Annotated in this window: 25 protein-coding genes, 1 other RNA gene and 1 pseudogene; 6 read left to right on the top strand and 21 right to left on the bottom strand. The window is 70.9% G+C overall.

The genetic code is table 11. The annotated features are described in order from the left end of the window. Window positions 1-2: 2 nt before the first annotated feature. Window positions 3-1,175, top strand: coding sequence for a molybdopterin-synthase adenylyltransferase MoeB (moeB, locus tag ACT3S3_RS02365; protein ID WP_301444214.1), 1,173 nt, complete (start codon window positions 3-5; stop codon window positions 1,173-1,175). On the opposite strand, the gene ACT3S3_RS02360 is transcribed toward moeB, so the two are convergent. Both ACT3S3_RS02360 and ACT3S3_RS02355 read right to left on the bottom strand, forming a co-directional pair. Further along, complete coding sequence (locus tag ACT3S3_RS02360) at window positions 1,169-2,533, bottom strand: MFS transporter (protein ID WP_444614819.1); 1,365 nt, start codon at window positions 2,531-2,533, stop codon at window positions 1,169-1,171. The genes moeB and ACT3S3_RS02360 overlap by 7 nt on opposite strands. Before the next feature lie 48 nt (window positions 2,534-2,581). Beyond that, window positions 2,582-3,325: a sulfite exporter TauE/SafE family protein gene (locus tag ACT3S3_RS02355; RefSeq protein WP_301444324.1), complete on the bottom strand. Its 744-nt coding sequence runs from the start codon at window positions 3,323-3,325 to the stop codon at window positions 2,582-2,584. 96 nt (window positions 3,326-3,421) lie between these two features. On the opposite strand from ACT3S3_RS02355, the gene ACT3S3_RS02350 reads away from it, so the two are divergent. Then, window positions 3,422-4,762 carry a hypothetical protein gene (locus ACT3S3_RS02350; RefSeq protein ID WP_301443029.1) on the top strand — a complete coding sequence of 447 codons (1,341 nt, stop codon included), beginning with the start codon at window positions 3,422-3,424 and terminating at the stop codon, window positions 4,760-4,762. Here ACT3S3_RS02350 and ACT3S3_RS02345 read toward each other — a convergent pair. The 10 genes and pseudogenes from ACT3S3_RS02345 to glnA form a co-directional block, all read right to left on the bottom strand. Next, a complete protein-coding gene (locus tag ACT3S3_RS02345; protein ID WP_301443030.1) occupies window positions 4,689-6,245 on the bottom strand; it encodes a PH domain-containing protein in 1,557 nt (518 codons plus the stop codon). The genes ACT3S3_RS02350 and ACT3S3_RS02345 overlap by 74 nt on opposite strands. Further along, entirely contained in the window at window positions 6,242-6,703 is a 462-nt protein-coding gene (locus ACT3S3_RS02340) for a PH domain-containing protein (RefSeq protein ID WP_301443036.1), read from the bottom strand. Before ACT3S3_RS02340 ends, ACT3S3_RS02345 begins: the two co-directional genes overlap by 4 nt. A gap of 75 nt (window positions 6,704-6,778) precedes the next feature. Next, window positions 6,779-7,567, bottom strand: coding sequence for a fructosamine kinase family protein (locus tag ACT3S3_RS02335; protein ID WP_301443037.1), 789 nt, complete (start codon window positions 7,565-7,567; stop codon window positions 6,779-6,781). A 42-nt stretch (window positions 7,568-7,609) separates the two neighbouring features. Beyond that, window positions 7,610-7,993: pseudogene (locus ACT3S3_RS02330) on the bottom strand (NUDIX hydrolase); the annotation flags it as partial. Further along, window positions 7,990-8,694, bottom strand: coding sequence for a hypothetical protein (locus ACT3S3_RS02325; protein ID WP_301443031.1), 705 nt, complete (start codon window positions 8,692-8,694; stop codon window positions 7,990-7,992). The pseudogene ACT3S3_RS02330 and the gene ACT3S3_RS02325, both read right to left, overlap by 4 nt. A 57-nt stretch (window positions 8,695-8,751) precedes the next feature. Continuing rightward, the gene (locus ACT3S3_RS02320) at window positions 8,752-9,414 is read right to left on the bottom strand and encodes a heme oxygenase (biliverdin-producing) (RefSeq protein ID WP_441579300.1); all 663 of its coding nucleotides are present in this window, start codon (window positions 9,412-9,414) and stop codon (window positions 8,752-8,754) included. A gap of 91 nt (window positions 9,415-9,505) precedes the next feature. Beyond that, window positions 9,506-10,321, bottom strand: a complete 816-nt coding sequence (locus ACT3S3_RS02315) for a heme ABC transporter ATP-binding protein (protein WP_441579301.1) — start codon at window positions 10,319-10,321, stop codon at window positions 9,506-9,508. Continuing rightward, the gene (locus tag ACT3S3_RS02310) at window positions 10,318-11,382 is read right to left on the bottom strand and encodes a FecCD family ABC transporter permease (protein ID WP_301443034.1); all 1,065 of its coding nucleotides are present in this window, start codon (window positions 11,380-11,382) and stop codon (window positions 10,318-10,320) included. Before ACT3S3_RS02310 ends, ACT3S3_RS02315 begins: the two co-directional genes overlap by 4 nt. A gap of 16 nt (window positions 11,383-11,398) precedes the next feature. Then, window positions 11,399-14,563, bottom strand: a complete 3,165-nt coding sequence (locus ACT3S3_RS02305) for a bifunctional [glutamine synthetase] adenylyltransferase/[glutamine synthetase]-adenylyl-L-tyrosine phosphorylase (protein WP_441579302.1) — start codon at window positions 14,561-14,563, stop codon at window positions 11,399-11,401. Window positions 14,564-14,832: 269 nt separating this feature from the next. Beyond that, window positions 14,833-16,179 (bottom strand): type I glutamate--ammonia ligase, encoded by a 1,347-nt coding sequence (gene glnA / locus ACT3S3_RS02300; protein ID WP_301443391.1) that lies wholly within the window; start codon window positions 16,177-16,179, stop codon window positions 14,833-14,835. A gap of 111 nt (window positions 16,180-16,290) precedes the next feature. On the opposite strand from glnA, the gene panB reads away from it, so the two are divergent. From panB to ACT3S3_RS02285, 3 genes are read left to right on the top strand one after another with little or no spacing between them, the layout of a single operon-like run. Continuing rightward, on the top strand, window positions 16,291-17,127 hold the full coding sequence (gene panB / locus ACT3S3_RS02295; protein WP_301443390.1) for a 3-methyl-2-oxobutanoate hydroxymethyltransferase: 837 nt from the start codon (window positions 16,291-16,293) through the stop codon (window positions 17,125-17,127). Between the two features lie 48 nt (window positions 17,128-17,175). Beyond that, window positions 17,176-17,685, top strand: a complete 510-nt coding sequence (locus ACT3S3_RS02290) for an RNA polymerase sigma factor (RefSeq protein WP_301443389.1) — start codon at window positions 17,176-17,178, stop codon at window positions 17,683-17,685. Continuing rightward, window positions 17,682-18,287: a methylated-DNA--[protein]-cysteine S-methyltransferase gene (locus ACT3S3_RS02285; protein ID WP_301443388.1), complete on the top strand. Its 606-nt coding sequence runs from the start codon at window positions 17,682-17,684 to the stop codon at window positions 18,285-18,287. Before ACT3S3_RS02290 ends, ACT3S3_RS02285 begins: the two co-directional genes overlap by 4 nt. Before the next feature lie 22 nt (window positions 18,288-18,309). On the opposite strand, the gene ACT3S3_RS02280 is transcribed toward ACT3S3_RS02285, so the two are convergent. The 7 genes from ACT3S3_RS02280 to ACT3S3_RS02250 all read right to left on the bottom strand — a co-directional run bounded on the left by ACT3S3_RS02280 (window position 18,310) and on the right by ACT3S3_RS02250 (window position 22,635). Beyond that, window positions 18,310-18,483, bottom strand: a complete 174-nt coding sequence (locus ACT3S3_RS02280) for an SPOR domain-containing protein (protein WP_441579750.1) — start codon at window positions 18,481-18,483, stop codon at window positions 18,310-18,312. Window positions 18,484-18,504: 21 nt separating this feature from the next. Next, entirely contained in the window at window positions 18,505-18,852 is a 348-nt protein-coding gene (locus tag ACT3S3_RS02275; RefSeq protein ID WP_301443386.1) for a DUF202 domain-containing protein, read from the bottom strand. Beyond that, window positions 18,849-19,196: a YidH family protein gene (locus ACT3S3_RS02270; protein WP_301443392.1), complete on the bottom strand. Its 348-nt coding sequence runs from the start codon at window positions 19,194-19,196 to the stop codon at window positions 18,849-18,851. The genes ACT3S3_RS02275 and ACT3S3_RS02270 overlap by 4 nt, the downstream gene beginning before the upstream one ends. A 163-nt stretch (window positions 19,197-19,359) precedes the next feature. After that, window positions 19,360-19,815: RNase P RNA component class A (gene rnpB / locus ACT3S3_RS02265), an RNA gene on the bottom strand. A gap of 57 nt (window positions 19,816-19,872) precedes the next feature. Beyond that, window positions 19,873-20,544 (bottom strand): histidine phosphatase family protein, encoded by a 672-nt coding sequence (locus ACT3S3_RS02260; protein ID WP_301443385.1) that lies wholly within the window; start codon window positions 20,542-20,544, stop codon window positions 19,873-19,875. Further along, the gene (locus ACT3S3_RS02255) at window positions 20,541-21,377 is read right to left on the bottom strand and encodes a C4-type zinc ribbon domain-containing protein (protein ID WP_441579748.1); all 837 of its coding nucleotides are present in this window, start codon (window positions 21,375-21,377) and stop codon (window positions 20,541-20,543) included. The genes ACT3S3_RS02260 and ACT3S3_RS02255 overlap by 4 nt, the downstream gene beginning before the upstream one ends. Continuing rightward, complete coding sequence (locus ACT3S3_RS02250) at window positions 21,370-22,635, bottom strand: Nif3-like dinuclear metal center hexameric protein (RefSeq protein WP_441579747.1); 1,266 nt, start codon at window positions 22,633-22,635, stop codon at window positions 21,370-21,372. Before ACT3S3_RS02250 ends, ACT3S3_RS02255 begins: the two co-directional genes overlap by 8 nt. Before the next feature lie 94 nt (window positions 22,636-22,729). Between ACT3S3_RS02250 and ACT3S3_RS02245 the strand changes: the two genes are divergently transcribed. Then, the gene (locus tag ACT3S3_RS02245; protein ID WP_441579746.1) at window positions 22,730-23,917 is read left to right on the top strand and encodes an arsenate reductase/protein-tyrosine-phosphatase family protein; all 1,188 of its coding nucleotides are present in this window, start codon (window positions 22,730-22,732) and stop codon (window positions 23,915-23,917) included. A 26-nt stretch (window positions 23,918-23,943) separates the two neighbouring features. Here ACT3S3_RS02245 and bsaP read toward each other — a convergent pair whose 3' ends face one another. Continuing rightward, a complete protein-coding gene (gene bsaP, locus ACT3S3_RS02240) occupies window positions 23,944-24,219 on the bottom strand; it encodes a biotin synthase auxiliary protein BsaP (RefSeq protein ID WP_301443964.1) in 276 nt (91 codons plus the stop codon). Next, a complete protein-coding gene (gene bioB, locus ACT3S3_RS02235) occupies window positions 24,212-25,210 on the bottom strand; it encodes a biotin synthase BioB (RefSeq protein ID WP_301443965.1) in 999 nt (332 codons plus the stop codon). The genes bsaP and bioB overlap by 8 nt, the downstream gene beginning before the upstream one ends. Window positions 25,211-25,275 lie beyond the last annotated feature (65 nt).

The following is a 25,275-nucleotide window of genomic DNA, read 5'->3' as shown; positions in this document are numbered from 1 at the left end:
CTGTGAAACCTCTCCCGAATCCCCTCGTCGAACCGGGTCCGCAGCTCACCGCGCAGGAGTCCGCGCGCTACGCCCGGCACCTGAGCCTGCCGGAGATCGGGGTGACCGGGCAGCGTCGGCTCAAGGCGGCCCGGGTGCTCGTCGTCGGCGCCGGCGGGCTGGGCTCGCCGGTGCTGCAGTACCTCGCCGCCGCCGGGGTGGGCACCCTGGGCATCGTGGACGACGACGTGGTGGAGGTCAGCAACCTGCAACGCCAGGTCGTGCACCGCATCGATGCTGTCGGTGAACCCAAGGTCGACTCCGCCGCCGACGCCGTGGCCGGGATCAACCCGCTGGTCACCGTGGAACGACACGGAATGCGCCTGGGGGCCGCACAAGCCGTGGAGCTGGTCGGCGGCTACGACCTCGTCGTCGACGGTGCCGACAACTTCGCCACCCGCTACCTGGTCTCCGACGCCTGCACCCTGACCTCCACCCCGTGCGTGTGGGGCTCGGTGCTGCGCTTCGAGGGCCGGGTGTCGGTGTTCTGGTCGGGCCCCTCGCACGACGGGATCACCTACCGTGACCTGCACCCGGACCCTCCCCCGCCCGGATCGGTGCCCAGTTGCGCCGCCGGTGGGGTTGTCGGGGCACTGCCCGGCACGCTGGGGTCGTTGATGGCGTCCGAGGTGGTGAAGCTAGTCACCGGGTGCGGTGAGCCACTGTACGGACGGGTGCTGCTGCACGATGCGCTGGCGATGAGCTTCCGTGAGCTGCGTGTCCTCCCCGACCCCGAGGCACCCCTGGTCACCTCGGTGCAGGACATGACGCAGGCGTGCTCACCCGGGCCCGGACCCGCTGTGGCTGCGACGGTGTCGGTCGACGAGCTGGACGCCCGGCTGCGGTCCGGCGCGGTGCTGGTGGACGTGCGCGAGGACTGGGAGCGCGACATCGTGTCGATCCCCGGGGCGCGGGCCGTCCCCCTGGCCGCCCTGCAGCAGGCCGGTGCCGACGCCCTGCCGGACGGCGTCGGCGGGCGGGACGTGATCTTCCACTGCCGTTCCGGGGCGCGCTCGGCACTGGCGGTGGACGCCGTGGCGTCCTCCTTCGCCGGACGTGAGGAGTCCGTGACGCACCTGGACGGCGGCGTCCTGGAGTGGGTGCGTGTCCTGCACCCGGGGCTGCCGACCTACTGAGCAGCCTCGTCCGCGCTATCGGCTGTGGCTGTGGCAGTGGCAGTGGCTGCGGCAGTCCGGTCACGCCAGCGTTGCATCTTCACCCTGCTGACCAGCAGGCCCACGATGCCGAACACCCAGACCACCCCGAGGGCGCACCAGGCGAGGCGGAAGTCGCCCCAGGTGTAGTCCCCGCCGTCGGAGACCGCGTCCAGCACCAGCCCGGCGGCCTGGGCCGCGACCATCGCCGCGAGGAAGCCGCCCATGTTCGACAGGCCCGTCGCCGTGGCGGTGAACCTGCGGTCGACCTCCTCACGCACGGTGTCGAAACCGTAGTTCGCCACCGGGGCCAGCCCCGGCACGATGACGTTGACCACCGCGACGGCCACCAGACCACGCGGGTCCGGGGACATGAAGAACACCGCCCAGGTCGTCGCCACGATCAGCGTGGCGACCAGGGTGACCTCGGGGCGTCGGCGCCTGGCCCGCCCCGAGATCACGCCCATCACCGGGCCCAGGACAACGCTGACGACCATGTTGAGCACCAGGATCCCCGAGGCCTGCGACCCGCTCAGGCCCATGCCCAACGTCATCAGGGGCACTCCCCACAGCAGGGTGAAGACGACCTGGCTCATCAGCGTGAAGTGGATGAAGAAGCCGAGCCAGCAGGCGGGCTGGCGGACCACGAAGGCCAACGTGGCCCGGATCCCGCGCCGCTCGTCCCGCCCCCGGTCCGTCCCCCGGTCCTTCCCTGCGTCCGTGAGCGTGCGGTCCGGGAACGGGGAGTCCGCCACCGCCACCCACGCCAGCAGCGCCACCAGCACACTTCCCGCCCCCAGCGACAGGAACGCCGGGGACCAGCCGTAGGCGTGCAGCAGCATCGAGAACGGCACGGCGGACATGAACTGGCCGATGTAGCCGAGCCCACCGGTGAGCTGGGTGAACACCGGGGCCTCACGCGGCGGGATCCAGGCGGGCAGGATCCTCATCACCGACAGGAACGCAGTGGCGTCCGCCGACCCGATGATCACCCGGGCGACGATCGCCACCGGATAGGACGTGGTCAGCCCGAGCAGCACCTGACCGAGACCCATCATCAGCGCGCCGACGACAAGCATGCGGCGGGCACCGAAGCGGTCGATGAGCATGCCCATCGGGATCTGGGCGCAGGCGTAGACCCCGAGCTGCACGGAGGTGAACACGGCCAGCCGGGAGGCGTCGATGTGGAACTGGTCCATGGCCTCGACACCGGCGACACCCAGGGAGGTGCGCCCGGTGATCGCGAGGATGTAGGCGATGACCGCGGCGAACCAGACAACCAACGCCCGTCGGCTCAGCCGTCCGGACGGGACAGTTGCTTCTGCAGTTGAATCGCGCACGTGTGCCCACCTTAGACCACCGTGGCCCTGAGGGGGGCCGTGCCCCCGTCAGGCCAGGGCCATCACACCGCGGACGAGCACGGTGGCCGCGCCCAGCGAGGCGATCGTGACGGCCAGCACGCGGGCCTTCTCCCTCTCGATCCGCCGGGCGAAGACCATGCCCGCGGCGATGCCGATGACCATCGCCACCAACGCCGCCGGCCAGATCCCCCACGGCGTGCCGGAGATGTCGCCGGCGCCGGTGGCTACCTTGATGGCGAAGCTGACCACCCCGGAGACGATGAACAGGGGCTGCAGCGTGGCGGAGAAGGTGCGCTGGTCCCAGCGCGACGCCTGGGCGTAGACCGTGATCACCGGGCCGGCGACACCGGCGAGGGTGTTGCTGAACCCGCCGACGATCCCGGAGATCGCGGCGGGCAGTCTCCCGGACATCGGCGGGATGTAGCGCTTGCCGAAGGTGGTGATCCCCAGGGCGACCAGCAGCAGTGCACCGACGACGATCTGCAGGACCGCCGGGGAGATCACGTGGATGAGCCAGGCCCCCGGCACGGCCCCGACGACCATCACCGAGCCGATCAGGGCGAACTTCCCCCAGTCGATGTCGCGGCGCACGGTGACCGTGGACATCGCGGCGTTGACCGCGGCGATCACGTTGATCACCATGATCCCCTCGACCGGACCGAGGGTGATGCTGAGCACCGGCCCACCGACCAGTCCGACCCCCATGCCGGAGACCCGCTGCATGCACGCCCCCACGAGGACCGCCACGAAGACAAGAAGGATAAGTTCCATTCAGGATAATTTATACCCTTGCGGGGCCCCCGCCCGGCACCGGCCCCACCCCGTCGGCGCCGGGGACCGTACGCGGCCTACGATAAGATCCCTGCTGTGAGTTCACCCCGCCCCGAGACACCCACGCCTCCTGAGTCGGCCGCCGCCCGGCACCGCCGACTGTCCCGCCCGGCCACCGCCGCCGTCGGCTGGGTGCTCGCCCACCTCATCGCCGTGGTGTGGATCGCGGTGGCCGGGACGTCCACCGGCGACGTGCGCTACTACCACTCCGGCCTCGCCGGTCTCGACCCCACCGCGATGGACGAGTACCCCGAGGTCGGCACGTGGCCGGCCCGGATCGTCGAGTGGCTCACCCCCTCGCAGGACGCCTTCGTCGTCGGCTTCGTCGTCCTGTCGCTGCTGGTCTCGGCGTTATTCACGGTGTACCTGTGGCGGGCGGGCACACCGCGGGGCACGGTGTGGCCCGCCTGGTTCTGGATCCTGTTCGCCGCCGGGTCCGGACCGATCTTCCTGACCAGGCTGGACATCTTCCCCGGCATCCTCGTCGCGGGTTTCGCCGCCATGCTCTTCGCCGGCGCCCGCTACTCGCGTCTGGCCACGGTGCTGCTCGCGGTGGCCACGATGATGAAGCTGTGGCCCGGGGTTCTCGGCGCCGCCCTGGTCGGCGGGTTCCGGCGGGCGGGCACCTGGGTGCGCGTGGCCTGGTTCCTCGCCTCGCTGGTGGTGCTGTGTCTGCTGGTCGTCGCCCTCGGCGGGACGGACCGGCTGCTTTCCCCGCTGACCTACCAGGGCGACCGGGGCCTGCAGGTCGAGTCGATCGGTGCCACTCCGTTCATGCTCGCCGCGGGCCTGCACGACCTGATGTCGTCGTCCGCCAACCCCTGGACGGTCAGCTACGCCAGCTCGAAGAGCTACGAGATCGCCGGACCCGGTGTGGGGGTGGCGCTGACGGTGCTGACCCTGCTGACCGCGGCGAGCATCCTGCTGGCGCTCGGGTGGGCGCTGCGCCGCCTGCTGCGCGACGACTGGACGCCCGGGCGGGCGGTGACCTTCGCGATGATGCTGATCATGCTCATCATCGTGACGAACAAGGTGTTCTCCCCGCAGTACCTGGCGTGGATCGCACCGATCGCCGCGGTGGCCCTGCTGGTCAGCCGGCGGGCCGGTGGCGGCAGCACCACCAGCACCATCGGCACCATTGTCGCCGTGGAGATCCTCGTCGCCGCGCTGCTGACCACCCTGGTGTACCCGGTGTTCTACGACTGGTTGATCGCCAACCCGCCGGACTTCGCCGCCACCGTGGTGCTGGCCTTGCGCAACGTGGTCGTCCTCGTACTCACGGCGACCTGCGCCTGGTGGGCGCTCAGGCCTGCGGGGCACCCCGGGTGGAGCGAGGACGCTCCGGCGCCGGCAGACTCCGCGCGCGCAGCCGGCTGACCAGGTCGGTCGCGTCGACGTCGGTGAGGTCACGTCCGGCCATCATCACCGGACCGGGCACCAGGTCGAATCGCACACCGGCCAGGCCCAGGACCTTCTGCACCGGACCGCTGCGCAGCGTGAGCTCCTGGATGTGCGCCGGGGAGATCACCGACACCACCCGGCGCAACCGTCCGCGGTGCGACACCACCGCACGCAACTGCCCCTCCCGGTGCAGGGACGTGTCGCTGGACGGGGTGCTGGACGGGTCTGTGACCAGCGTGACGCTCTGGCGGGTGCGGTCCACCGGCGAGACCCACCTCGCAGACGGCGGGCTGAGGTAGGTGCGCACCCCGGCGCCGGACGCCGCGTCCTGCGCCCCGTCGAGCCCGTCGGGACGGCCCTGCGGGTGCGCGACAGCGGTGATCTCCGGAGTCGACAGCGGGCTGAGGAGTTCGAGCACGTGCAGCGCCACGGGCAGTTCGCCCACCGGCAGCACCGTGGTGGTGGACCCCTTCGAGCCCTCACCGTTGCCGTAGCCGGCGACGTCGACCCGTACCTTCCACCAGCCCAACAGCCGCCACACCAGGGGTTGCGACACCTCCACGGCATGCACCCGGCCCAGCGGGATCGACTGACGGCGACGTTCCGACAACCCGAAGGTGATGCCGAGGATGTCGCCGTCGAGCTTCGCGGTGAACCGCCAGCTGGCGTTGAGCACACCCCAGAACCACGGCACCGCACCCGCCAGCGCGGGCAGCAGGACCGCCGCGCCGGCCGGGGTCGCCACCGAGACGACCACACCGACCACCACCAGCAGCGAGGACCCGGACAGGGCCGCGGCCACGACCGAGCGGGTGATCGGGATCGTGGGCACCACGGTCCGGGCGGTGTCCTCGCCCGACCCCGCAGACGCAGTCGCAGTCGCAGTTGCGGGGCCGTCGTGGCGCTCCGGGAACTCGTCGGCGCCCTCCGGCGTCCCGTTGACCAGGTGCAGCAGGTCGGCGCGCAACGTCTCGGCGTCGGCCCGCGGCAGGTACTCCACGTTGACCGAACTGTCCGACCCGCCGGCGGTCTCCACCCGCACCCCGGCCAGACGGAACAGTCGCGGGGCCAGCGGCTCGACCACGTCCACGGCCTGGACCCGGTCGAAACGTGCCGTGCGCAGCTGGCGGGACAACACGCCGCGACGGACCGCGATCTCCTCGTCGGTGATGCGGTAGCCGGTGGCGCGCCACCACGGCAGGGACACCACCCAGCCGACGAAGAACACCACCGGCAGCGCGACCACCGCCACCAGGACGACCAGGGCGGTGGGCAGTGAGGTGTCCGCCAGCAGGTCACGCAACCGTCCCAGGGTCTCGGCCTGCTGTGCCAGCAGCACGGCGGCGATACCCACCAGCACGGCCCACATGCGCAGCAGCGGACTCAGCGGGTGGACGCGCCGCCAGCGGTCTCCCTCCGGATCTCCCGCCGGTTCTTCCACCGCAGCCTGGGTGCTCACAGTCCGCTCATCCTCTCGCGCGCGGCGACGGACAGCCGGTCGCGCAGCGCGTCGGCGTCGGCACCGGTGAGTCCGACGACGGTGGAGTCGCTGGTGGACGAGGCGGTGTTGAGCTTCACCTTCTTCAGGTCGAAGAGCCGGTCGACCGGCCCGGCGGTGACGTCCACGTACTGGATCCGCCCGTAGGGCACCACGGTGAAGGTCCGCCACAGCCGTCCCTTGGTGATCAGCAGTTCGTCCTCGGTCTCCAACCAGCGCCGCCGCCTGGCCTGGGTGGGGATGAACCACACCTGCCAGCAGAGGACGGCCACCAGGACCGCGGCGATGATCCACAGGGTCAGGGCGAGTCCGTCGGAGGCGAGCACCGCGCCGACGACGACCGCGACCAGCGGGATGACCGTCCACGGGAGGTCGCAGACGTAGCGGGCCGGCACGTAGCGTGGGGCCACCCGGTTCATCGAGTCGGGCGGGGAGAACGGCGTGATGTCACCGGAGGAAGTGGCTGTGGTCATGGCCCTCATTCTCCCACAAGGTCACAGGGTCAGCGCACGGTGTACGCCTGCAGCGGCCTCCGACACGTAGCCGCCGCCGAAGACCGCGGCGTGCAGGTAGAGCGCCTGCAGGCGGTGCAGCTCAAGGAGGTCACGCCAGCCGGCGTCCAGCTCGGCGGCCTCCGCGTAGGCGCCGAGGACGCGCTCCAGGTGCGGGGCGCCGAACATGGTGAGGAACCCCAGGTCGGTCAGCGGGTGGCCGCCGTGGGCGGACGGGTCGATGAGCACCGCCCCGTCGCGTCCCCACAGCACGTTGCCCGACCACAGGTCGCCGTGCAGCCGGGCCGGCGGGCGATCATCGTCGAAGTCGCCGGCGGTGAGCCGGTCGAGCAGCCGCGCGGTGCCGGGGATCCCGCCGGGCACACGACGCTCCAGCGGCCCGAGCACCACCTCGGCGTAGAAGGCGCCCCACCGGTCGTGCGGGGTCAGGGGCAGCTCGAGCAGGTTGTCGTTGGGCCCCTGGTAGCCGGGGCCGTCCCAGCCGGCCGGCCCCGAGCCGAAGGACGGCGCACCGCAGGCGTGGGTCACGGCCAGGCGGCGGCCGAACTCCTCGGCGTGCGCCGGCGTCGGCGCGACCTGCCCGACCCGCTGCAGCAGCAGGTCCTCGCCGGACGCGCCACCGGTGCCCACGACCCCGGCCACGGGTACTCCCCCGCGGTCGGCGGCGTCGCCGAGCCAGTCCAGGCAGGCGTGCTCCCACTCACCGGGGCGGCCCGGGTTGTGTTTGGTAAAGGTCAGCGTGTCGGCGAGCTGCGGGAAGGTGGTGAACATCAACGGGGCGAGGCGGTGGGCCGGGTCGTCCGGTGTGTTCGTGGTGGTGCCGAGCGGGAGCCAGCGGGCGTCGGCGATCTCGGCGGCGACGACCGGGTCGACCACCTCGCCCGGTGCGCCCTCATGCAGGAAGAGGTCCGCGGTGACCGAGTGTCCCCGCTCGTTCGCCGCCTCGGCGGTGAAGGTGCCCACCGGTGTCAGGCAGGACGCCGCGACGGCGATGCCGGTCTCCTCGGCGACCTCGCGGACCGCGGCGCTGACGGCGTCCTCCCCCGGCTCGGGTTTGCCGCCCGGGTACTGGTGGAGGTCGGTGCCCTGCTTACGGACGGTCAGGACCTCTTGACCACCGGGTGCACCGGGTGCGCGGCGGACGAAGGCGACGGCGCTGACCCGGATGTCCCCGTTCGTGGTCCCGCCTGAGCTCACTGCAGGGCGCGGCGGATCGTGGACACCGTGACAGCGCAGCTGCTGTCCGCGTCCCGCTCGTGGTAGCCACGGCAGACGTCGGAGCCGTGCTGCATCAGCAGCAGCAGGGCCGCGCTGAGCTCCTCGGACAGCAGCTCCAGCGATTCCTCGTCGACGACCAGGGAGTCGAAGACGCCCTGCAGGGAGGTGGGGTCGGCGGACTCGTCGACCGCCGGGCCGGGGCACGCCCGTGCCAGGGTGAGCCGCAGGTAGGTGTGCGCCACCAGGCCGAGGGTGTCGCCGGCGTCCTGCAGCTCACCGATGTGGCGGCGGAACTGCAGCATCGACGGCATGGTCACGTGCCGGTCGCGCCAGCGGGCCGTGGCGTGCGCGCGGTCGAGGGCGACGGCGAAACTGTCCGTGACAGCGGCCAGCGCGGTACGCATCGGAGCCAGGGCGAGCGGGTCGACGGCGAGACCCGGGGCGCCCAGTGCGGCACGCAGGATCCGCAGACCCTCCCAGTGCTGCTCGAGGTAGGCGGCGCGCCCGGCGAACGGCAGGGTGCCGTCCGACATGCGGCTGAAGACCGAGGAACGTCCCACGCAGTCCAGCGCGGAGTCACCGGCGGCGTCCAGCAGGTCGGCCACCTCGGAGGCGTGGACGGCGGCCGACGAGCCGACGAGCGCGTGGTCGTCGATTCGTGCACTTGAAGTCTGCTGCATGTCCTTCACCTTCCTGGGGCCGACGGGTCAATCACAACGATATTTCGTGAGCCTACCCTAAACCAGGTGCTCGGGCCAGTGCGGGGACAACGTCCTGCGCAGCCCCTCGAAGACACCCGAGTTGTAGGCGAAGGCCTCCCCCGCCGCAGTGAGGAGGTGACCACGCTCGGCGTCGGTCAGCTCCATGCCGTCCAACGCCTCGCGGTAGGCGTCGCGGTAGCGCTTCGGCTTGTCGATGTGCGGGAAGCTGTAGAAGGAGAGGGCCGACCCATCCACGCCGTAGTGGCGCTGCATGAGCCGGCCGATCACCTGGCCGCCCGCCAGGTCACCCAGGTAACGGGTGTAGTGGTGGGCGACGAGTGCCGGGACGTCACGCTCCCGGCCGATGCGCTGCAGTTCGGCGACATACCCAGCCGTCTCCTCCAGGGCGACGGCGTCCACGGTGCCTCCGAGTGCACGGAGGTCCTCCTGCAGGACCGCACGGCGGTCGAGCAGACGGTCCGCGACGGCGCCGAGCCGGGAGTCACCCGAGCAGGCCTCCACCGCGTCCTCCAGGGCCGAGTAGAACAGGTACGCCTGCTCCTGGAACGACACGAACGCCCCGACACCCAGACTCCCGTCCAGCAGGCGCTCCATGAACACGGAGTGCTCCGCGTTCTCGTGGGCCTGCCGGGTCTCCTCGCGAAGCAGCTCGGAGAGCGTGGTGGTGCTGGTCGTCATGATGGTGTCCGTTCAGTCCCTGTCCTCGGTCGTTCGCATTCGATGAACAACGTGTACAGGCAATGCTAACAATGGAGACCCTTACCGCGGATCATCCGAAAGTTGGAACCGTCGGCCTAATCCACAGCTCCGCACCCGCGCGGTCCACGCTGACCGGCCAGTCGTACACCCGCGACAAGCGCTCGGAGGTGCACACCTCGCCCGGCGCGCCGACGGCGTCCACCCGCCCGTCGCTGAGCAACGCCAGCCGGTCGCAGTAGCGGGCGGCGAGATTCAGGTCGTGCAGCACCACGATCACACCCACTCCCCCGGGATCGCCTGCAGCAGCGCCTTCAGCGGCGACCCGGCGCACCGAACGCATCGTGCGCTCCTGGTGGCCGATGTCCATCGCCGCCGTCGGTTCGTCCAGCATCATGCACCGGGCCTGCTGCGCCATCACGCGGGCGAAGGCCACCCGGGCACGCTCCCCACCGGACAGGGTGGTCACGTCCCGGTCCTGCATGCCGAACATGCCGACCTCCTGCAGGCACGCGTCCACCAGCGCGGTCTCCTCCGCCGGCTCAGCCGCACCTGACCAGGCCGAGCGCCCCATCTCCACCACGTCGCGCACCAGGTGGGCGAAGGACACCCGGGAGTCCTGCAGCATCACCGAACGCACCCGGGCGGCCTCCCGGCCGCGGTAGTCGGCGTAGGGACGTCCGGCCAGCAGGACCTCACCGGACACCGGTGTGGTGTCACCGGACAGCACCCCCAGCAGCGTCGACTTGCCGGCGCCGTTCGGACCGATCAGTCCCAGGACCTCGCCGGCGTGCACCTCCAGGTCCACCCCGTGGAGGATCTCGGTGGCGTCGCGGCCACCCAGCGACACCACCACGTCCTGCGCGGACAGGAGCACCTCGCCACTCATCCGACCACACCTCCCCGCTTGAGCATCCTGCGCAGCAGGATGAAGAACGTCGGCCCGCCGACCAGGGCAGTGAAGATGCCGATGGGCAGGTCGGCGAAGGCGATCAGTGTGCGCGACGCCAGGTCCGCCAGCAACAGCAGCACCGCGCCACCCAACGCCGACAACGGCACCAGCCACCGGTTCGCCGGGCCGGTCACCTGCCGCAGGATGTGCGGCACGATGAGCCCGACGAAGCCGATGATGCCGGCGAAGCTGACCGCCAGCGCCGCCAGCGCCGTCGACAACCCGATGACCGCCACCCGCATCAGCGGCACGTTCACGCCGGCGTGACCGGCGGCGCGCTCGCCGAGGCTGAGCACGTCGAGGCGTCCGGCGATGAGTACGGCGGCGACGATGCACAGCGTCACCGGCAGCGCCACGTAGGCGACCTGGTTCCACTGGGCCCCGTTGAGCGAGCCCATCTGCCAGAAGATCACCTGCTCGCGCGAGGACGTCGGCGCCAGGAAGATCAGGAAGGAGATCGCCGCGCCGGCGACGGCGTTGACCGCGATGCCGGTGAGGATCAGGGTCAGGACCTTGACCTCACCGTCGATCGAGGCCAGGCGGTAGATCGCGACGGTGGTGAGCACACCGGCGACGAAGGCGAGCAGCGGCACCGTCGCCGTCCCCAGCACCGCGATGTCCAGCACGATCGCCGCGGCCGCGCCGACCCCGGCGCCCGAGGTCACGCCGATCACGCTGGGTTCTGCCAGCGGGTTGCCGAACAGGCCCTGCAGCAACGTGCCCGCCACCGCCAGCGCCGCGCCGACGAACAGGCACAGCACGATGCGCGGCAGACGGATCTGCCACAGCACGCTGGCCGCCCGGGAGTCCTCCACCGACGAGCCGGACGCACCGGACGCCCCGCCGGGGCCGTGCACCAGCGCCGACCAGACCTGCCCGGGAGTCAACGTGAACTGCCCGAGCACCAGGTTTGCCACCACGACGACGAGGAGGGCGGCCACGAGCACACTGAACGTGGTCCACCTCGTCGCCCGGCGGCGGGCGAGAGTGTCTGTCATCTTGTCTCGGTCTCCCCTAGTCCCCGAACTCGGCGTCGGTGACCTCTTCGCCCCAGAACACCCGGTCCACCACCCGGCGCGCCCGACGCGTGGTCTTGAGGTAGTCGTCGAGGAAGCCCTGGGAGTCCTCCGGGTCCCAGTTCGCCGCCGCGGCGATGTTGACGAGCTGCGGGCCCGGGGCCGGCAACTGGTCACGACGTTTGGCGTCGGCGAGGATGATCGCGTTCCGTGCCCGGGTCGCCACGATCCAGGCGTCGCGCAGGATGTCGACGTCGGCCTCCGAGAGCAGTCCGGCGATGCGGATCTCCTCGATGACCTGCAACGTGGAGGTGTTGTGCAGGTTGTCGATCTTGTGGCAGTTCTGCATGGTGAGCAGCTGGACGGTCCACTCGATGTCCGTCAGCCCGCCGCGGCCCAGCTTGGTGTGGGTGTAGCGGTCCGCACCGCGCGGCAGCCGCTCCCCGTCCACACGGGCCTTCATCCGGCGCACCTGCTGCACCGTGGTGCGGTCGGCTCCGCCCTCCGGGTAGCGGAAGGTGTCGATGGTACGCAGGAAACGGATGCCGAGGTCCTTGTCCCCGGCGATCCACGTGGCCCGCAGCAACGCCTGGAACTCCCAGGTCTCACCCCAGCGCTCGTAGTAGGCGCGGTAGGACTCCAGCGTGCGCACCGTCGGCCCGCTGCGTCCCTCCGGACGCAGGTTCAGGTCGACCTCCAGAGGCGGGTCCTGGGAGGGACGCGACAGCCGGGTGCGCAGCCGCTTGGCGATGCCGCTCGCCCAGGTCACCGCGTCCTGATCGGTGCCTGCCTCGCCGTCGCCGTCCGCATCGAGGTCGTTCTCCCCCTCGACCGGTTCGCAGACGAACATCACGTCGGCGTCCGAGCCGTAACTCAGCTCCGCGCCGCCGAGACGTCCCATCCCGATCACGCTGATCAGCGCCGGGGCGTTGGCGTGGTTCTCGTCCTCCCACGCGCGGATCTCCGCGCGCAACGCCGCCTCCAGCACCGCGTCCCAGATCAACGACAGCGACCGGCACACCTCCGGGGTGTCGATCAGCCCGAGCAGGTCCGCCGAGGCGATGCGGGCGAGTTCCGCCCGACGCAGCGAGCGGGCGACGGCGATCGCCGCGTCCGGGTCGCGGTGGCGTCCGGCGGCGGCGACGAGCGAGTGGCTGATGATCGAGGCGTCCTGCTCGAGCAGTTTGGGGCCGTTGGCCCCGTCGGAGAGCATGCGCACCGCCTCCGGGGAGGCGATGAACAGGTTCGCGATGTACGGGGAGGTGCCGAGGATGCGCATCAGGCGTTTGCCCACCACGTTCTCGTCACGCAGCAGCCGCAGGAACCACGACCGGTCGAACGCTGCCTCGGAGAGCTTACGGTAGGCCAGCAGGCCGGCGTCCGGGTCGACGGTGTCCGACAGCCACTCCATCAACGACGGCAGGATCATCGCCTGGATCCGGTCCTTGCGCGTGGTGCCCGACGCCAGGGCCGACAGGTGGTCCATCGCCCGCGACGGGTGCAGGTAGCCCAGCGCGCCGAGCTGGCGCTGCGCGGCCTCCGGGGTCAGACGCAGCGCGTCCACCGGCATCGCCACCACCGAGGACAGCAGCGGACGGTAGAACAGCTTGTTGTGCAGCTGGCGGATCTGCCCGCTGACCTTGCGCACCTTCGCCGACAACGCCGCGTCCGCACTCTCCTGGCCCTCGCCGCGCACCCCTGCCGTGCGCGCCAGGCGCAGACGTCCGGCCTCGTCGTCGAGTTCCGGCAGGGCGTGCGTGCGGCGCAGGTGTTGCAGCTGCAGCCGGTGCTCCAGCAGACGCATGTACTCGTAGCAGTTGATGAGGATCTGCCCGTCCTCCCGGCCCACGTACCCGCCGTCCACCAGCGCGCCGAGTGCCTTGACGGTGGAGCGCACGCGCAGCGACTCGTCCACCCGCCCGTGCACCATCTGCAGCAGCTGGATGGCGAACTCCACGTCCCGCAGCCCGCCGGGGCCGAGCTTGAGCTCCAGGGGAAGCAGGTTGTCCGGCACGTTGTCGATCACCCGACGACGCATCGCCTGCACGTCGGCCACAAAGTCCTCGCGCTCGGCGGCACTCCACACCATCGGCGCCAACTGTTCCACGTAGTCGCGGCCCAGGTCCAGGTCACCGGTCATCGGACGGGCCTTCAGCAACGCCTGGAACTCCCACGTGGACGCCCACCGGCGGTAGTACGTCACGTGCGACTCCAGGGTGCGCACCAACGCACCGTGCCGGCCCTCGGGGCGCAGCGCCGCATCGACCTCGAAGAAGACCCGGCAACCGATGTTGATGAACTCGCCGGCCAGGCGCGTGGTCTGCGCGTCCGCCGGCTCGGCGACGAAGATGACGTCCACGTCCGAGATGTAGTTCAGCTCCCGGGCACCGCACTTGCCCATCGCCACCACCGACAACTTCGCCGGCACCGGCCCCTCGGGGTACACCGTGGCCGTGGCGACGGCCAATGCCGCGGTCAGTGCGGCGTCCGCGGCGTCCGCCAGGCGCTCGGTGAGGACCTCGAACGACAGGCCGTCCGACGAGGCCTTCTTCTTCGCCGCGTTCTTCGCCGTGTTCTTGCGCTCGGGGCCGAACTCGCGGCCGGTCGCGGTGCCACTGAAGGTGTCCGCCAGGTCGATCGCGGCGATCCGGGCGAGGACGGTGCGGTAGGCCGTGCGCATCGCACGGTCAGCGTCCACCCCGGTCACCGTGGCGCGGAACAGCAGGGAGTCACCCTCGTGGCCCTCCACCGGCTCGGCCCCCACCGAATCGGTGAGCGCGGCCATGATCTCCTCGCGCTCCGGCAGGTCACCGGCGAGCTCCGGCCAGATGTCCGGGTTGGCCACCACATGGTCGCCGAGCAGCGTCGACCCGCCGAGCAGGGCAAGCAGCCGGACACGGAAGTCCGGGTCGGTGTCGATCTTCGACAGCAGTTCCGCCGAGGGGTGCTGGGCATCCGCCTGTTCGTCGAGGGTCTCGACGAGCCGGACCACCGCGTTCAACGCCCGGTCCGGATCCCCCGTGGACGACAGGACGCTCAACACCGCACGGTGGTCCTCGTCGTCCCACCCCAGCCTGGTCAGGTCCTCCGCAGCCGACTGCCTGGTCAGCCCCAGGGACACCGGGGAAGGAACTCGACGACGGGTGGTACGCGGTTGATTCACCGGGTGTTCAACTCCTGGGATGCGGCCTTCGACGGGGATCCGTCACGGCCGGGCTGTGGCGTGTACGCGAGCGCTGGACTCCGCCCCATCGTAATAGATGCCCGTCCCGGTAGGTGGGCACTGTGCCGATCCCGCCACTACCCCGGACGGACTGAAACCCCGCGCCGTCGTTGGTCTACCTCCCGTAGACCAACGACGGCGCGGGGTTTCAGGGACCGACGGAGCAACCCGGCGACCGCGACTAAGCGGCGGTTCCAGACCGCCGGACCCTAGAACTCCAGGTTGTGCGCCAGCTCCCACGGAGTCACCTGGGACTGGTAGGACTTCCACTCCTCCCACTTGTTGCGCAGGAAGTACTCGAAGACGTGCTCGCCCAGGGCGTCCGCCACGAGCTCGGACTTCTCCATCTCGCGCAGGGCCAGGTCCAGGTCGGTGGGCAGGTCCTTGTAGCCCATCGCCATGCGCTCGCGACGGGTCATGCCCGCCACGTCCTCCTCGACCGGCGGGTGCAGCTCGTAGCCTTCCCGGATGCCCTTCAGCCCGGCGGCCAGCAGCACGGCGTAGGTCAGGTACGGGTTCGCGCCGGAGTCCGGCGTGCGGATCTCCACGCGACGCGAGGACGGCTTGTGCACCGTGTACATCGGCACGCGGATCATCGCCGACCGGTTGGACGCACCCCACGTCGCCGCGGTCGGGGCCTCCGCGCCACTGGTCAGACGCTTGTAGGAGTTGACCCACTGGTTGGTCACCGCGGAGATCTCCGGGGCGTGCTCCAGGATGCCGGCGATGAAGGACTTCGCCGTGCCCGAGAGGTAGAACTGGTCGTCCGGGTCGTGGAAGGCGTTGTTCTCGCCCTCGAACAGGGACATGTGCGTGTGCATCGCCGAACCGGGGTACTCGTGGAAGGGCTTCGGCATGAACGTGGCGCGCACGTCGTTACGTGAGGCGACCTGCTTGACCATGTAGCGGAAGCTCATCACGTTGTCGGCCATCGACAGGGCGTCGGCGAAACGCAGGTCGATCTCCTGTTGGCCGGGGCCGGCCTCGTGGTGGGAGAACTCCACGGAGATGCCCATCGACTCCAACGCGGAGATCGCGTCCTGCCGGAACAGCGGAGCGGCGTCGGTGACGGCCTGGTCGAAGTAGCCGCCGGTGTCGGCGGGCCGCGGACGCCCGTCCGGACCGTCCTGGTTCTTGAGCAGGAAGAACTCTATCTCCGGGTGCACGTAGCAGGAGAAGCCCTCGTCCGCGGCGCGGTTGAGCTGGCGGCGCAGCACCTGACGCGGGTCCGCCCAGCTCGGCTCACCGTCCGGCATGGCGATGTCGCAGAACATGCGCGCGGTGAGCACCTGGTTGTCGCCGCCGGCAGTGTCCAGGGGCAGGATCTGGAACGTCGACGGGTCCGGCTTGGCGATCGTGTCGGACTCGACCACACGCGAGAACCCCTCGATCGAGGACCCGTCGAACCCGATGCCCTCGGCGAATGCGCCCTCGAGCTCCGCGGGAGCGACGGCGACGGACTTCAGGTACCCCTGAATGTCCGTGAACCACAGACGGACGAAGCGGATGTCCCGTTCCTCGAGCGTGCGGAGGACGTATTCCTGTTGGCGACTCATGGCCCCCATCGTAACGCCCGCCCCGGCGGTCAGCCCCTTTTTTCCGGCCGGTTGCACGGGTTGTTACACATCGTTAACACCTGCCTGCCTGACGTGGCACAATATCGTGACATGGCTGACAAGAACGAGACCACCGGATACCTCGCACCCACCCGTCAGGTCCGCATCGGCGACCTGCGCAAGCGCAAGGACTCGGGCGAGAAATGGGCCATGCTCACGGCCTACGACTACTCCAGTGCGCGGGCGTTGTCCGCCGGCGGGATCGAGTGCCTGCTGGTCGGCGACTCCGCCGCCAACGTGGTGTTCGGCTACTCCCAGACCCAGCAGATCAGTCTCGACGAGATGATCTACATCGCCGCCGCCGTGGTGCGCGGTGCGGGCAACGCCCTGGTCGTCGCCGACCTCCCGTTCGGCACCTACGAGGCCTCCGACGAGCAGGCGGTGCGCTCGGCCGCGGAGATGATGCGGCGTTCCGGCGCGGCGATGGTCAAGATCGAAGGCGGGGTGCGCATCGCCCCGCGGATCCGCGCGCTGGTCGCCGCGGGTATCCCGGTGTGCGCGCACATCGGCTTCACCCCGCAGTCGGTCAACGCCCTGTCGGGATTCAAGGTCCAGGGCCGTGGGGACGCCGCGGACCAGCTGCTCGACGACGTGCGCGCCGTGGCCGAGGCCGGCGCGGACTTCGTGGTGCTGGAGATGGTGCCGGCGGACGTCGCCGCGCGGGCGACCGAGGCCGTCGACATCCCCACCGTCGGCATCGGCGCCGGCCCGGGGACGGACGCCCAGGTGCTGGTGTGGCACGACATCGCCGCACACCCCGCCGACGGCCACCGGCCGAAGTTCGCCAAGCAGTGGGCGCAGGTCGGTGAGGACCTCACGAACGCCGCGGCGTCCTACAAGCGCGAGGTCGCCGAGGGCACCTTCCCGGCCGAGGAGCACTGCTTCTAGAAACGGACCTCACGTTCCCGGTCGCCGGCGCGTCTACCCTGTGTGACGATGCAGCAACCATTCGATGAGGCCGTGAGACGGCACGGAGCCACCGTGCTGCGGGTCTGCCGCGCCGTACTCGGCCCCGGCCCGGACGCCGACGACGCGTGGTCCGAGTCCTTCCTGGCCGCACTACGCTCCTGGCCCGAGCTGGCCGACGACACGAACGTGGAGGCGTGGCTGGTGCGCGTCGCCCACCGCAAGGCCGTGGACGTCACCCGGGCCCGTGCCCGGCACGCCGTCCCCAGCGACGACCTGCCCGAACAGGCTTCCGCACTGGGCAATCCCGAGGACTCCGCCGGCCAGGACGGACACGGGGTGTGGGCCGCGGTGACGGCGCTCCCGGAGCGCCAGCGCCTCGCGATCGCCTACCACTACCTCGGCGGACTGCCGCACACCGAGACCGCCGGGATCATCGGCGGGACCCCGGAGGCGGTGCGACGCGCCGCGTCCGACGGCATCAGGAGTCTGCGCAGGACCTACCGCGCCGAGGCGCACACGAAAGGACGGTCGCGATGACCGACGAACTCTCCGACCTCTTCCCCGTCGACCCTGCCACGTTGGACGGGTTGGACGGGCTGCGCGCGAGCCTTGCGGCGAAGGCCGCCGAACACGACCTGGTGGACGTCGCCTACCGCACGGTCGACTCCCCGGTGGGCACGTTGCTGGTGGCCGCGACCGCCACGGGCCTGGTGCGCGTCGCCTTCGAACGCGAGGGCTTCGACACGGTGCTGGAGTCCCTGGCGACGAAGGTCAGCCCGCGGGTGTTGGAAGCGCCGCGGCGCCTGGACACCGTAGCCACCGAGCTGGACGAGTACTTCACCGGCGGCAGGCACGCCTTCGACGTGCCCCTGGACTACGCCATGTCCTCGGGATTCCGGCAGCAGGTGCAGCGCCACCTGCCGCACATCGGCTACGGGCACACGCAGACCTACAAGGAGGTCGCCGAACTGGTCGGCAACCCGAAGGCGGTCCGCGCCGTGGGTACCGCCTGCGCGACCAACCCGCTGCCGGTCGTGGTGCCCTGCCACCGGGTGCTTCGCTCCGACGGGGGTCTCGGCGGCTACCTCGGCGGCCTGGAGGCCAAGACCACGCTGCTCACGCTGGAGCACGCTGTGTGAGCATCGGGACGCCAGACGGACGCTAGTCGTCCTCGTCCCAGTCGTCGGCCGCCTTCGTGCGCGCCCGCGCCGTCTCCAGGGCCTGCTCTGCCTCCTGCTTCGAGGTGTACGGGCCCATGCGGTTGTCCCAGCCCGAGGTCTTGCCCTGGGTCACCTCACCACTGGAGGTGTCGAAGTACCACTCGTTGTCGCTCATACCGTTCGAGTCTAACCGCGTCTAACCACCGAACGCACCACGCGCGTCGGCCAGCACGAACACCATGCCCGCCAGCCCCAGCACCACCGTGCCGGCCGTCAGTGCCACCACCGCGCCGGACGAGACCCCCGGCGCCGCGTCCTGCGCACCTGCCACCGCGCGCCGGTAGCGGTCGTAGCGACGCCGCTGCGTCGCGTAGATCACCCCCGCCACCAGCATCAACCCGCCGGAGACCGCCACGACCACCGCACCGTAGTGCGGCGCCCAGCGCAGCATCACCGCCGCGGCCACCAGGTAGGCCAACGAGGTCCTGCCCCAGGACATGCTCGTGCGCTCCGGCTGCAACCCCGGGTCCGTCGGCAGGCTCACGAGAACACCATGACCGTGACCACCACCGCGGCGAGCACCGCGCCCACCGACAGGGCCGGCACGATCGCCGGTGCCGGCAACGGCCGGTCCTCACGCATCGCCCGCTCCACGCGCAGCCATCGCACCGCCGCCCCACCCGCCAACAGGATGCCGATGGCGATGGCCACCAGCGCACCGGCCGAACGCAGGTGAGCGGGCAGGTCGTCGACGGGCAACGCCTCCAGCGCCACACCACCGGCGATGAACGCCAGCGCGGTACGCATCCACGCCAGGAACGTCCGTTCATTGGCCAGGGTGAACCGCGGGTCCGGCTCCTCACCGCCCGGGAACAGCACGCGCGCCAACGCCGGACGCCTACGCTCCTGCGCTGAGGCCTGCTCTGAGGCCTGCTCTGAGGCCTGCGCTGCGTCCGGTGCCGTGTCGTCGCGCTGTCCTGCGGTGCCGTCATTCACGGTGAATCATTCTAACGATCGCGGCCGGGCGCCGGTGAACACGAGAAGAAGTTTTGCGTCGAGAGGGCCTGTGAGCCGGATTCTGTCCCGCCCCGGGCACGCGGGCCCGGGCATGTGCGGCGGCGATCATCCATCTGGGTCAGCCGTCACCGGCTGCCTCAAGCGGTCTACCTGCCCCTTCACCGACGAGCAGTCGACGGGGCACGGCCGCACCGTAAAAAACGGTCGCGGCCACTTGACCTTGCTCCCGGTGGGGTTTACCTAGCTACGCCGGTCACCCGGCGCACTGGTGCGCTCTTACCGCACCGTTTCACCCTTACCCCGGCCCGACCCCGGAACTGGCCGGGGACGGTCGAGGCGGTCTGTTTTCTGTGGCACTAGCCCGCGGGTCACCCCGGGTTGCCGTTAACAACCACCGTGCTCTGAGGAGTCCGGACTTTCCTCGACACCGGGCCCACGCCCGCACACGTGCGGACGCGGTCCCCGGCGCCGCGATCACCCGGCCCTCTCGACCCGGATAACTCTAGCACCTGCCGGCGCCTCCCCATTCAGTGCCGGTCAGTGCCGGTTAAAGCAGGTGGTGGGTGTCGTTGACCCCGCGGACCACCGAATGGTCGGGGTAGAACTCCACGTTCGACAGCCCCGCCAGGTCCAGGTGCAGGGTGGAGTACATCGTGGCCGGCACCTGCAGTGCCCGGCGCAGGATCGCCTTGATCGGCGACACGTGGCTGACCAGCAGGACGGTGCGGGCACCCGTCAGGCCCTGCTCCGGCGCTCCCGCCAGCCCCTGGACCAGGTCGCCGCACCGCCGCTCCACGGCGGCCATGCTCTCCCCGCCGACGGTGGGCACGGTGGTGTCGCCGACCCACGCGGCGTGCTCGTCCGGCCAGCGCCGGTGCACCTCGTCGAAGGTCAGGCCCTCCCACTCGCCGAAGTCGGTCTCGATGAGGTTGTCGTCGACCTCCACCTCCAGGCCCAGCCTGTCCGCCGCCGCGGCGGCGGTCTGCCTGGTCCTGGCCAGCGGTGAGGAGATGATCCGGTCGATCCCCTGGCCGGCGTCCTGACGTGCTGCCAGGAAGGACGCCGCCCGCCGCGCCTGCTCGACGCCGAGGTCGGTGAGGTCCGGGTCGCTGCGTCCGGAGAACACCCCGGCCGCCGACATTTCCGTCTGCCCGTGGCGCAGCAGCAGCACCCGCACCGGCGCGCCGCGCTCACCCATCCACCCCGGCGCGCCACTCACGAGGTGGCGCCCCTGTCGCCCTCTGCCTCGTAGGCGCTGGCCTGCGGCAGGAGCATCACCCCGCACTCGGGGCAGGACGCCGGGTCGTCCTTCGGCGCGGCGAGGATCTCCGCCAGCGACGCCCGGTCCAGGGTCATGAAGCAGCCACGGCAGGACGACCCGGCCAGGGCGGCCGCGCCGACGCCGTTCTCGCGCTCGCCTCGTTCGTAGCGGCGCAGCAGCTGCGGCGAGCCGGACTCCAGTTCGGCGCGCAGGGAGTCGGAGTGCTCCTGAAGCGACTCCAGCTGCCCGGTTATCTCGCGGTGCCGGGAGGCGTGGGCCTCGCGGGCTGCCTCCAGGGCGGCGAGGGCGGCGTCGAGCGCAGCTTCTGTGTCGTTGCCACCCGCGGCGTCCACTCCCGGCGAGGACGTGCCTTCGGCGGCGATGGCCTCCTCCACCTCAGCGAGGCGGCGTTCGGCGACGGCGAGGTCGTGCTTGAGGTCCCGGCGCGCCTCGGTGTCGACGGCCGCGCCCAGGGCGTTGACGTCGTCGCGGCGACGGGCGCGCAACTTCGCGGCGTCCTGCTGCATGCGCTGCAACCGCAGCGTCGCGTCCTGTGTCTCGCGCCCGGCGGCGGCCTTCGCCTGACGCGCGGCGACGACGTCCTTCTCCAGGCGGGCGATCTCCTCGGACGTCGCCTCTGCGCCGGAGGCACCGGACGCACCGGCCTCGCCGGCGAGCGCGCTGCGTCGGCCGTCGACGTTGACCAGGTCCCACAGGACCACGTGGGCGGGGCGTCGCGACGAGGGGGACGAGGGGCGGAAACTGGTCGGTGCGTCGGGTGCGTCAGGCACGGTGCTGTCCTCCGGAACAAGGTGACGGGGCGTGGAGGGTCCACGGGTCGGTGCGGACGTCGACCACGGCCGTGTCGACCCGCGGGTCGGCGGCGGCGATGATCTCGGCGGCCTGCTCGCACCAGGGGAACTCGCTGGCCCAGTGGGCGGTGTCGATGACCGTGCAGCCACCGGCGCGCAGGTGCTCGTCCACCGGGTGGTGGCGCAGGTCGGAGGTGACGAAGCAGTCGACGTCCAGTCCCGCCACCGTACCCAGGAAACTGTCGCCCGCCCCGGAGGACACGGCGACACGACGGATCACGGCGTCCGGGTCGCCGGCGGCGCGCACGCCCCAGGCGGTGGCGGGCAGACGCTGCGCCACCCGCTCGGTGAACTCGCGCAGCGTCATCGCCGTGTCGAGCTCGCCGACGCGTCCGATGCCGAAGGCGGTCGCCGGGTCGGCGGGCACCCCGGCGAGCTCGGTGACGTCGTAGGCCGGCTCCTCGTAGGGGTGCGCGGCCAGCAGGGCCCCCAGCACCGCCGCGCGGCGCGACCGGGCGGCGACGAACTCCACGCGCAGCTCCTCGACGTGCTCCAGGTGCCCGGGTGTGCCGGTGTGCGGGTCGGCGGACGCCCCGGGGAGGAACTGCCCGGTCACCGCGAACTCGTGGGAGCAGCACGTGTAACCGCTTACGGTGCCACCACCTGAGGCGAACACCGCCTCCTTCACGACCTCCGCGTGCTGCACGGGCACCGTGAAGCCCCAGCTGTCGAGCACCGGAGCGATGGTCTCGCCGCGGGCGGCGCGCACCGCCGCCGTCGCCGAGGCCGACGACGGTGCCAACGGTGCTCCCGCGCTGACGCCCAGGATCTCGGCGAGGCGGTCGTTGACCCCGGGGCGTGCCGAGTCGGCGCTGGTGTGCGCGGAGTACAGGGCCACCCCGGCGCGGATGAGCCGGTGCACGATCCTGCCCTTCGGGTGATCGGCCGGCACCCCGGTCGCCCCGCGCATCAGCAGCGGGTGGTGCACCAGCAGCAGGTCGGCGCCACCGGTGACAGCCTGCTCGACCACCTCGTCGGTGCAGTCCAGGGCCACCATGACCGAGTGCACCGGGGCCGCCGGGTCGCCGCAGACCAGGCCGCAGGCGTCCCACGACTCGGCGAGCTGCGGCGGGTAGGCGTCCTCGATCACCGACACCACCGAGGCCACCGTCGCTGTCGTGGTGTCGGCAGGGCCGGTCGTGTCTGCTGGGTTCTGTTCACTCTGTGTCCCGTTCACCCCGCCCACGATACCGCCCGAGTTGCCTGTCCCTCACGGCACTTTGGCGACCCTGCCGTGGCCGGGCCGCCGGGATTCTGGCACCCTGGGTTGCGTGACGGACGCACATGAGCCATCAGGCACCAGGAACAGGACCCTACTTGTCGACGTCGACGGGACCCTCGTCGACTCCTATCCGGGTATCCGCTCGAGCTTCCTGCGCGCCCTGGAGGACAACGACGTCCCCGCCCCCGGCGAGGATCTGCTGCAGCTGATCGCGGGTCCCCCGATGGTCGACAGCCTGCGCGGCCTCGGACTCGAGGGCGAGCAGCTCGACGCGACGGTGGCCAGCTACCGCGAGCACTACGACGGTGGCGGCTGGCTGGAGGCCCGTCCCTTCGACGGGGTGGCCGAACTGCTGCGTCTGTGGAAGTCGCAGGGCTACACGCTGGCGACGGCCACCTCGAAGTCGTTGAGCTCGGCGACGCGGCTGCTCAAGCACTTCGACCTCTACGACTACTTCGACGTCATCGCCACCGCCTCCGACGACGGCAGCCGGCGGGCCAAGGACGCGGTGGTCGCCTACGCCCTGGAGCAGCTCGGCGCCCCCGGCGGGCCGATCACGCCCGTCGCCGAGGGGGGCCCGGCCCACCGCCGCGGTCTGCTGATGATCGGCGACCGCATCCACGACGTGGAGGGTGCGCGCGCCTACGGTGTGCGCAGCGTGCTGGTCGACTGGGGCTACGGTGTCCGCGACGAGCACCGCAAGGCCGACTACTCGGTGGCCGACGCCTCCGAGCTGCGCCGCCTCGTCGACGAGTGGTCCGACGACCGGCCGCACATCTGCGTGGTGTGCACCGGCAACATCTGCCGCTCCCCGATGGGTGAGATCATGGTGCGCAGCGCACTCGAGGAGGCCGGGCTGGACGACGACGTGCGGCTGAACTCCTGCGGCACCGACGGCTGGCACGTCGGCGAGGCCGCCGACCCGCGGGCCGTCGCCCGGCTGAAGCAGGACGGCTACAACGGTTCCGGTCACCGCGCCGCCCAGTTCGGTCCCGAGCACCGCGACGCCGACCTGTTCCTGGTCATGACCGCCGCCCACCGCAAGGCACTGGTCAAGCGGGGAGTCGACGAGGACCGTATCGCCCTGTTCCGCAGCTTCGGACCGGCCGGTGACAAGGAGGTCGAGGACCCCTACTACGGCGACCGTGACGGTTTCGCCGAGGTCTCCCGCCAGCTCGCCGAGGCCATCCCCGGCGTCGTCGACTGGGCGCGTGCCCAGGTCGACGCCCGCGGCTGAGGGGGATCAGCGCAGTCGAGCGCAGTTCAGCGTAGCTCGAAGTCCACGGAGTCGGTCGTGCCGTGGCGCGAGCAGGTGGCCGTCCACCCGTGCGGGGTGACCTGGGCGACGGTGCGCCGCCCGCAGGTCACGCAGTACCGGGGGACGTCCAGACCGGCCTTCTGCGAGGGTGAGTACTCCAGCGACTCCCCCTCCCCCAGGTCCGCGCCGGTGTAGGGGTCGAAGGGGCCGGTGCCGCGTCGACGCCGCGAACGGGTCCGCGAGCCTGCACCTGATTCCGTACCGGATTCTGCACTAGACACTGCGGCTCAGCACCTTGATCGGCAGGTTCATGCGGCCCACCATGTCCATGTCCTCCTCGGCCGGGCGGCCGAGGGTGGTGAGGTAGTTGCCGACGATTACGCCGTTGATACCGCCGGTGAGGCCCTGTTCCACGCCCAGGTCGCCGAGGGTGAGTTCGCGTCCGCCGGCGAAACGCAGGGTGGTCGCCGGCATCGCCAGGCGGAACATGCCCACGGCGCGCAGTGCGTCCTTACCGTCCATCACCGGCATGTCCGCGAAGGGTGTGCCGGGGCGCGGGTCGAGGAAGTTCAGCGGCACCTCGTCGGGGTCGAGCTCGGCGAGCTGCACGGCGAACTCGGCGCGCTGCTCCATCGACTCGCCCATGCCGACGATGCCGCCGCAGCACACCTCGATGCCGGCGTCCTTGATCAGGTCCATCGTCGCCCGCCGTTCCTCCCAGGTGTGCGTGGTCACCACCTTCGGGAAGTAGCTGCGGGCGGTCTCCAGGTTGTGGTTGTAGCGGTGCACCCCGACCGCCTTGAGCCGGTCGACGTCCTTCTGCGTCAGCATGCCCACCGACACCGAGACGTCGATGCCGTCGACGTTGGCGTAGATCTCCTCGACGGCGACCTCCAGCTGGCTCATGAGGTTCTCGTCGGGGCCACGCACGGCGGCGACGATGCAGAATTCGGTGGCGCCGGTCTTGGCGGTCTGCCGTGCCTGCTCGATGAGTTCGGCGATGTCGAGCCGGGTGGAACGCACCGGGGAGTCGAAGAGGCCGGACTGGGAGCAGAAGTGGCAGTCCTCGGGGCAGCCGCCGGTCTTCAGGCTGACGATGCCCTCCATCTCCACTTCTTCGCCGCACCACTTCACCCGGACCTCGTGGGCCAGGGCGAGCAGGTCGGGGATGCTCTCGTCGGGGAGCTGGAGGATTCGGATGAGGTCGTCGTAGTCGAGCCCGCGGCCATCGTCGAGGACGCGGGTACGTGCAGTCGTGAGGATGTTGTCCATGGACACACCCTAACTTGAACACCGTACAAGTTCTACCGAAAAAGTATTCTCGGGTTCCCCGCCAC

The organism is Corynebacterium sp. AOP40-4SA-5, assembly GCF_052377355.1.
Classification (GTDB): Bacteria; Actinomycetota; Actinomycetes; order Mycobacteriales; family Mycobacteriaceae; genus Corynebacterium.
This window is presented reverse-complemented; position numbering and strand designations above follow the sequence as displayed.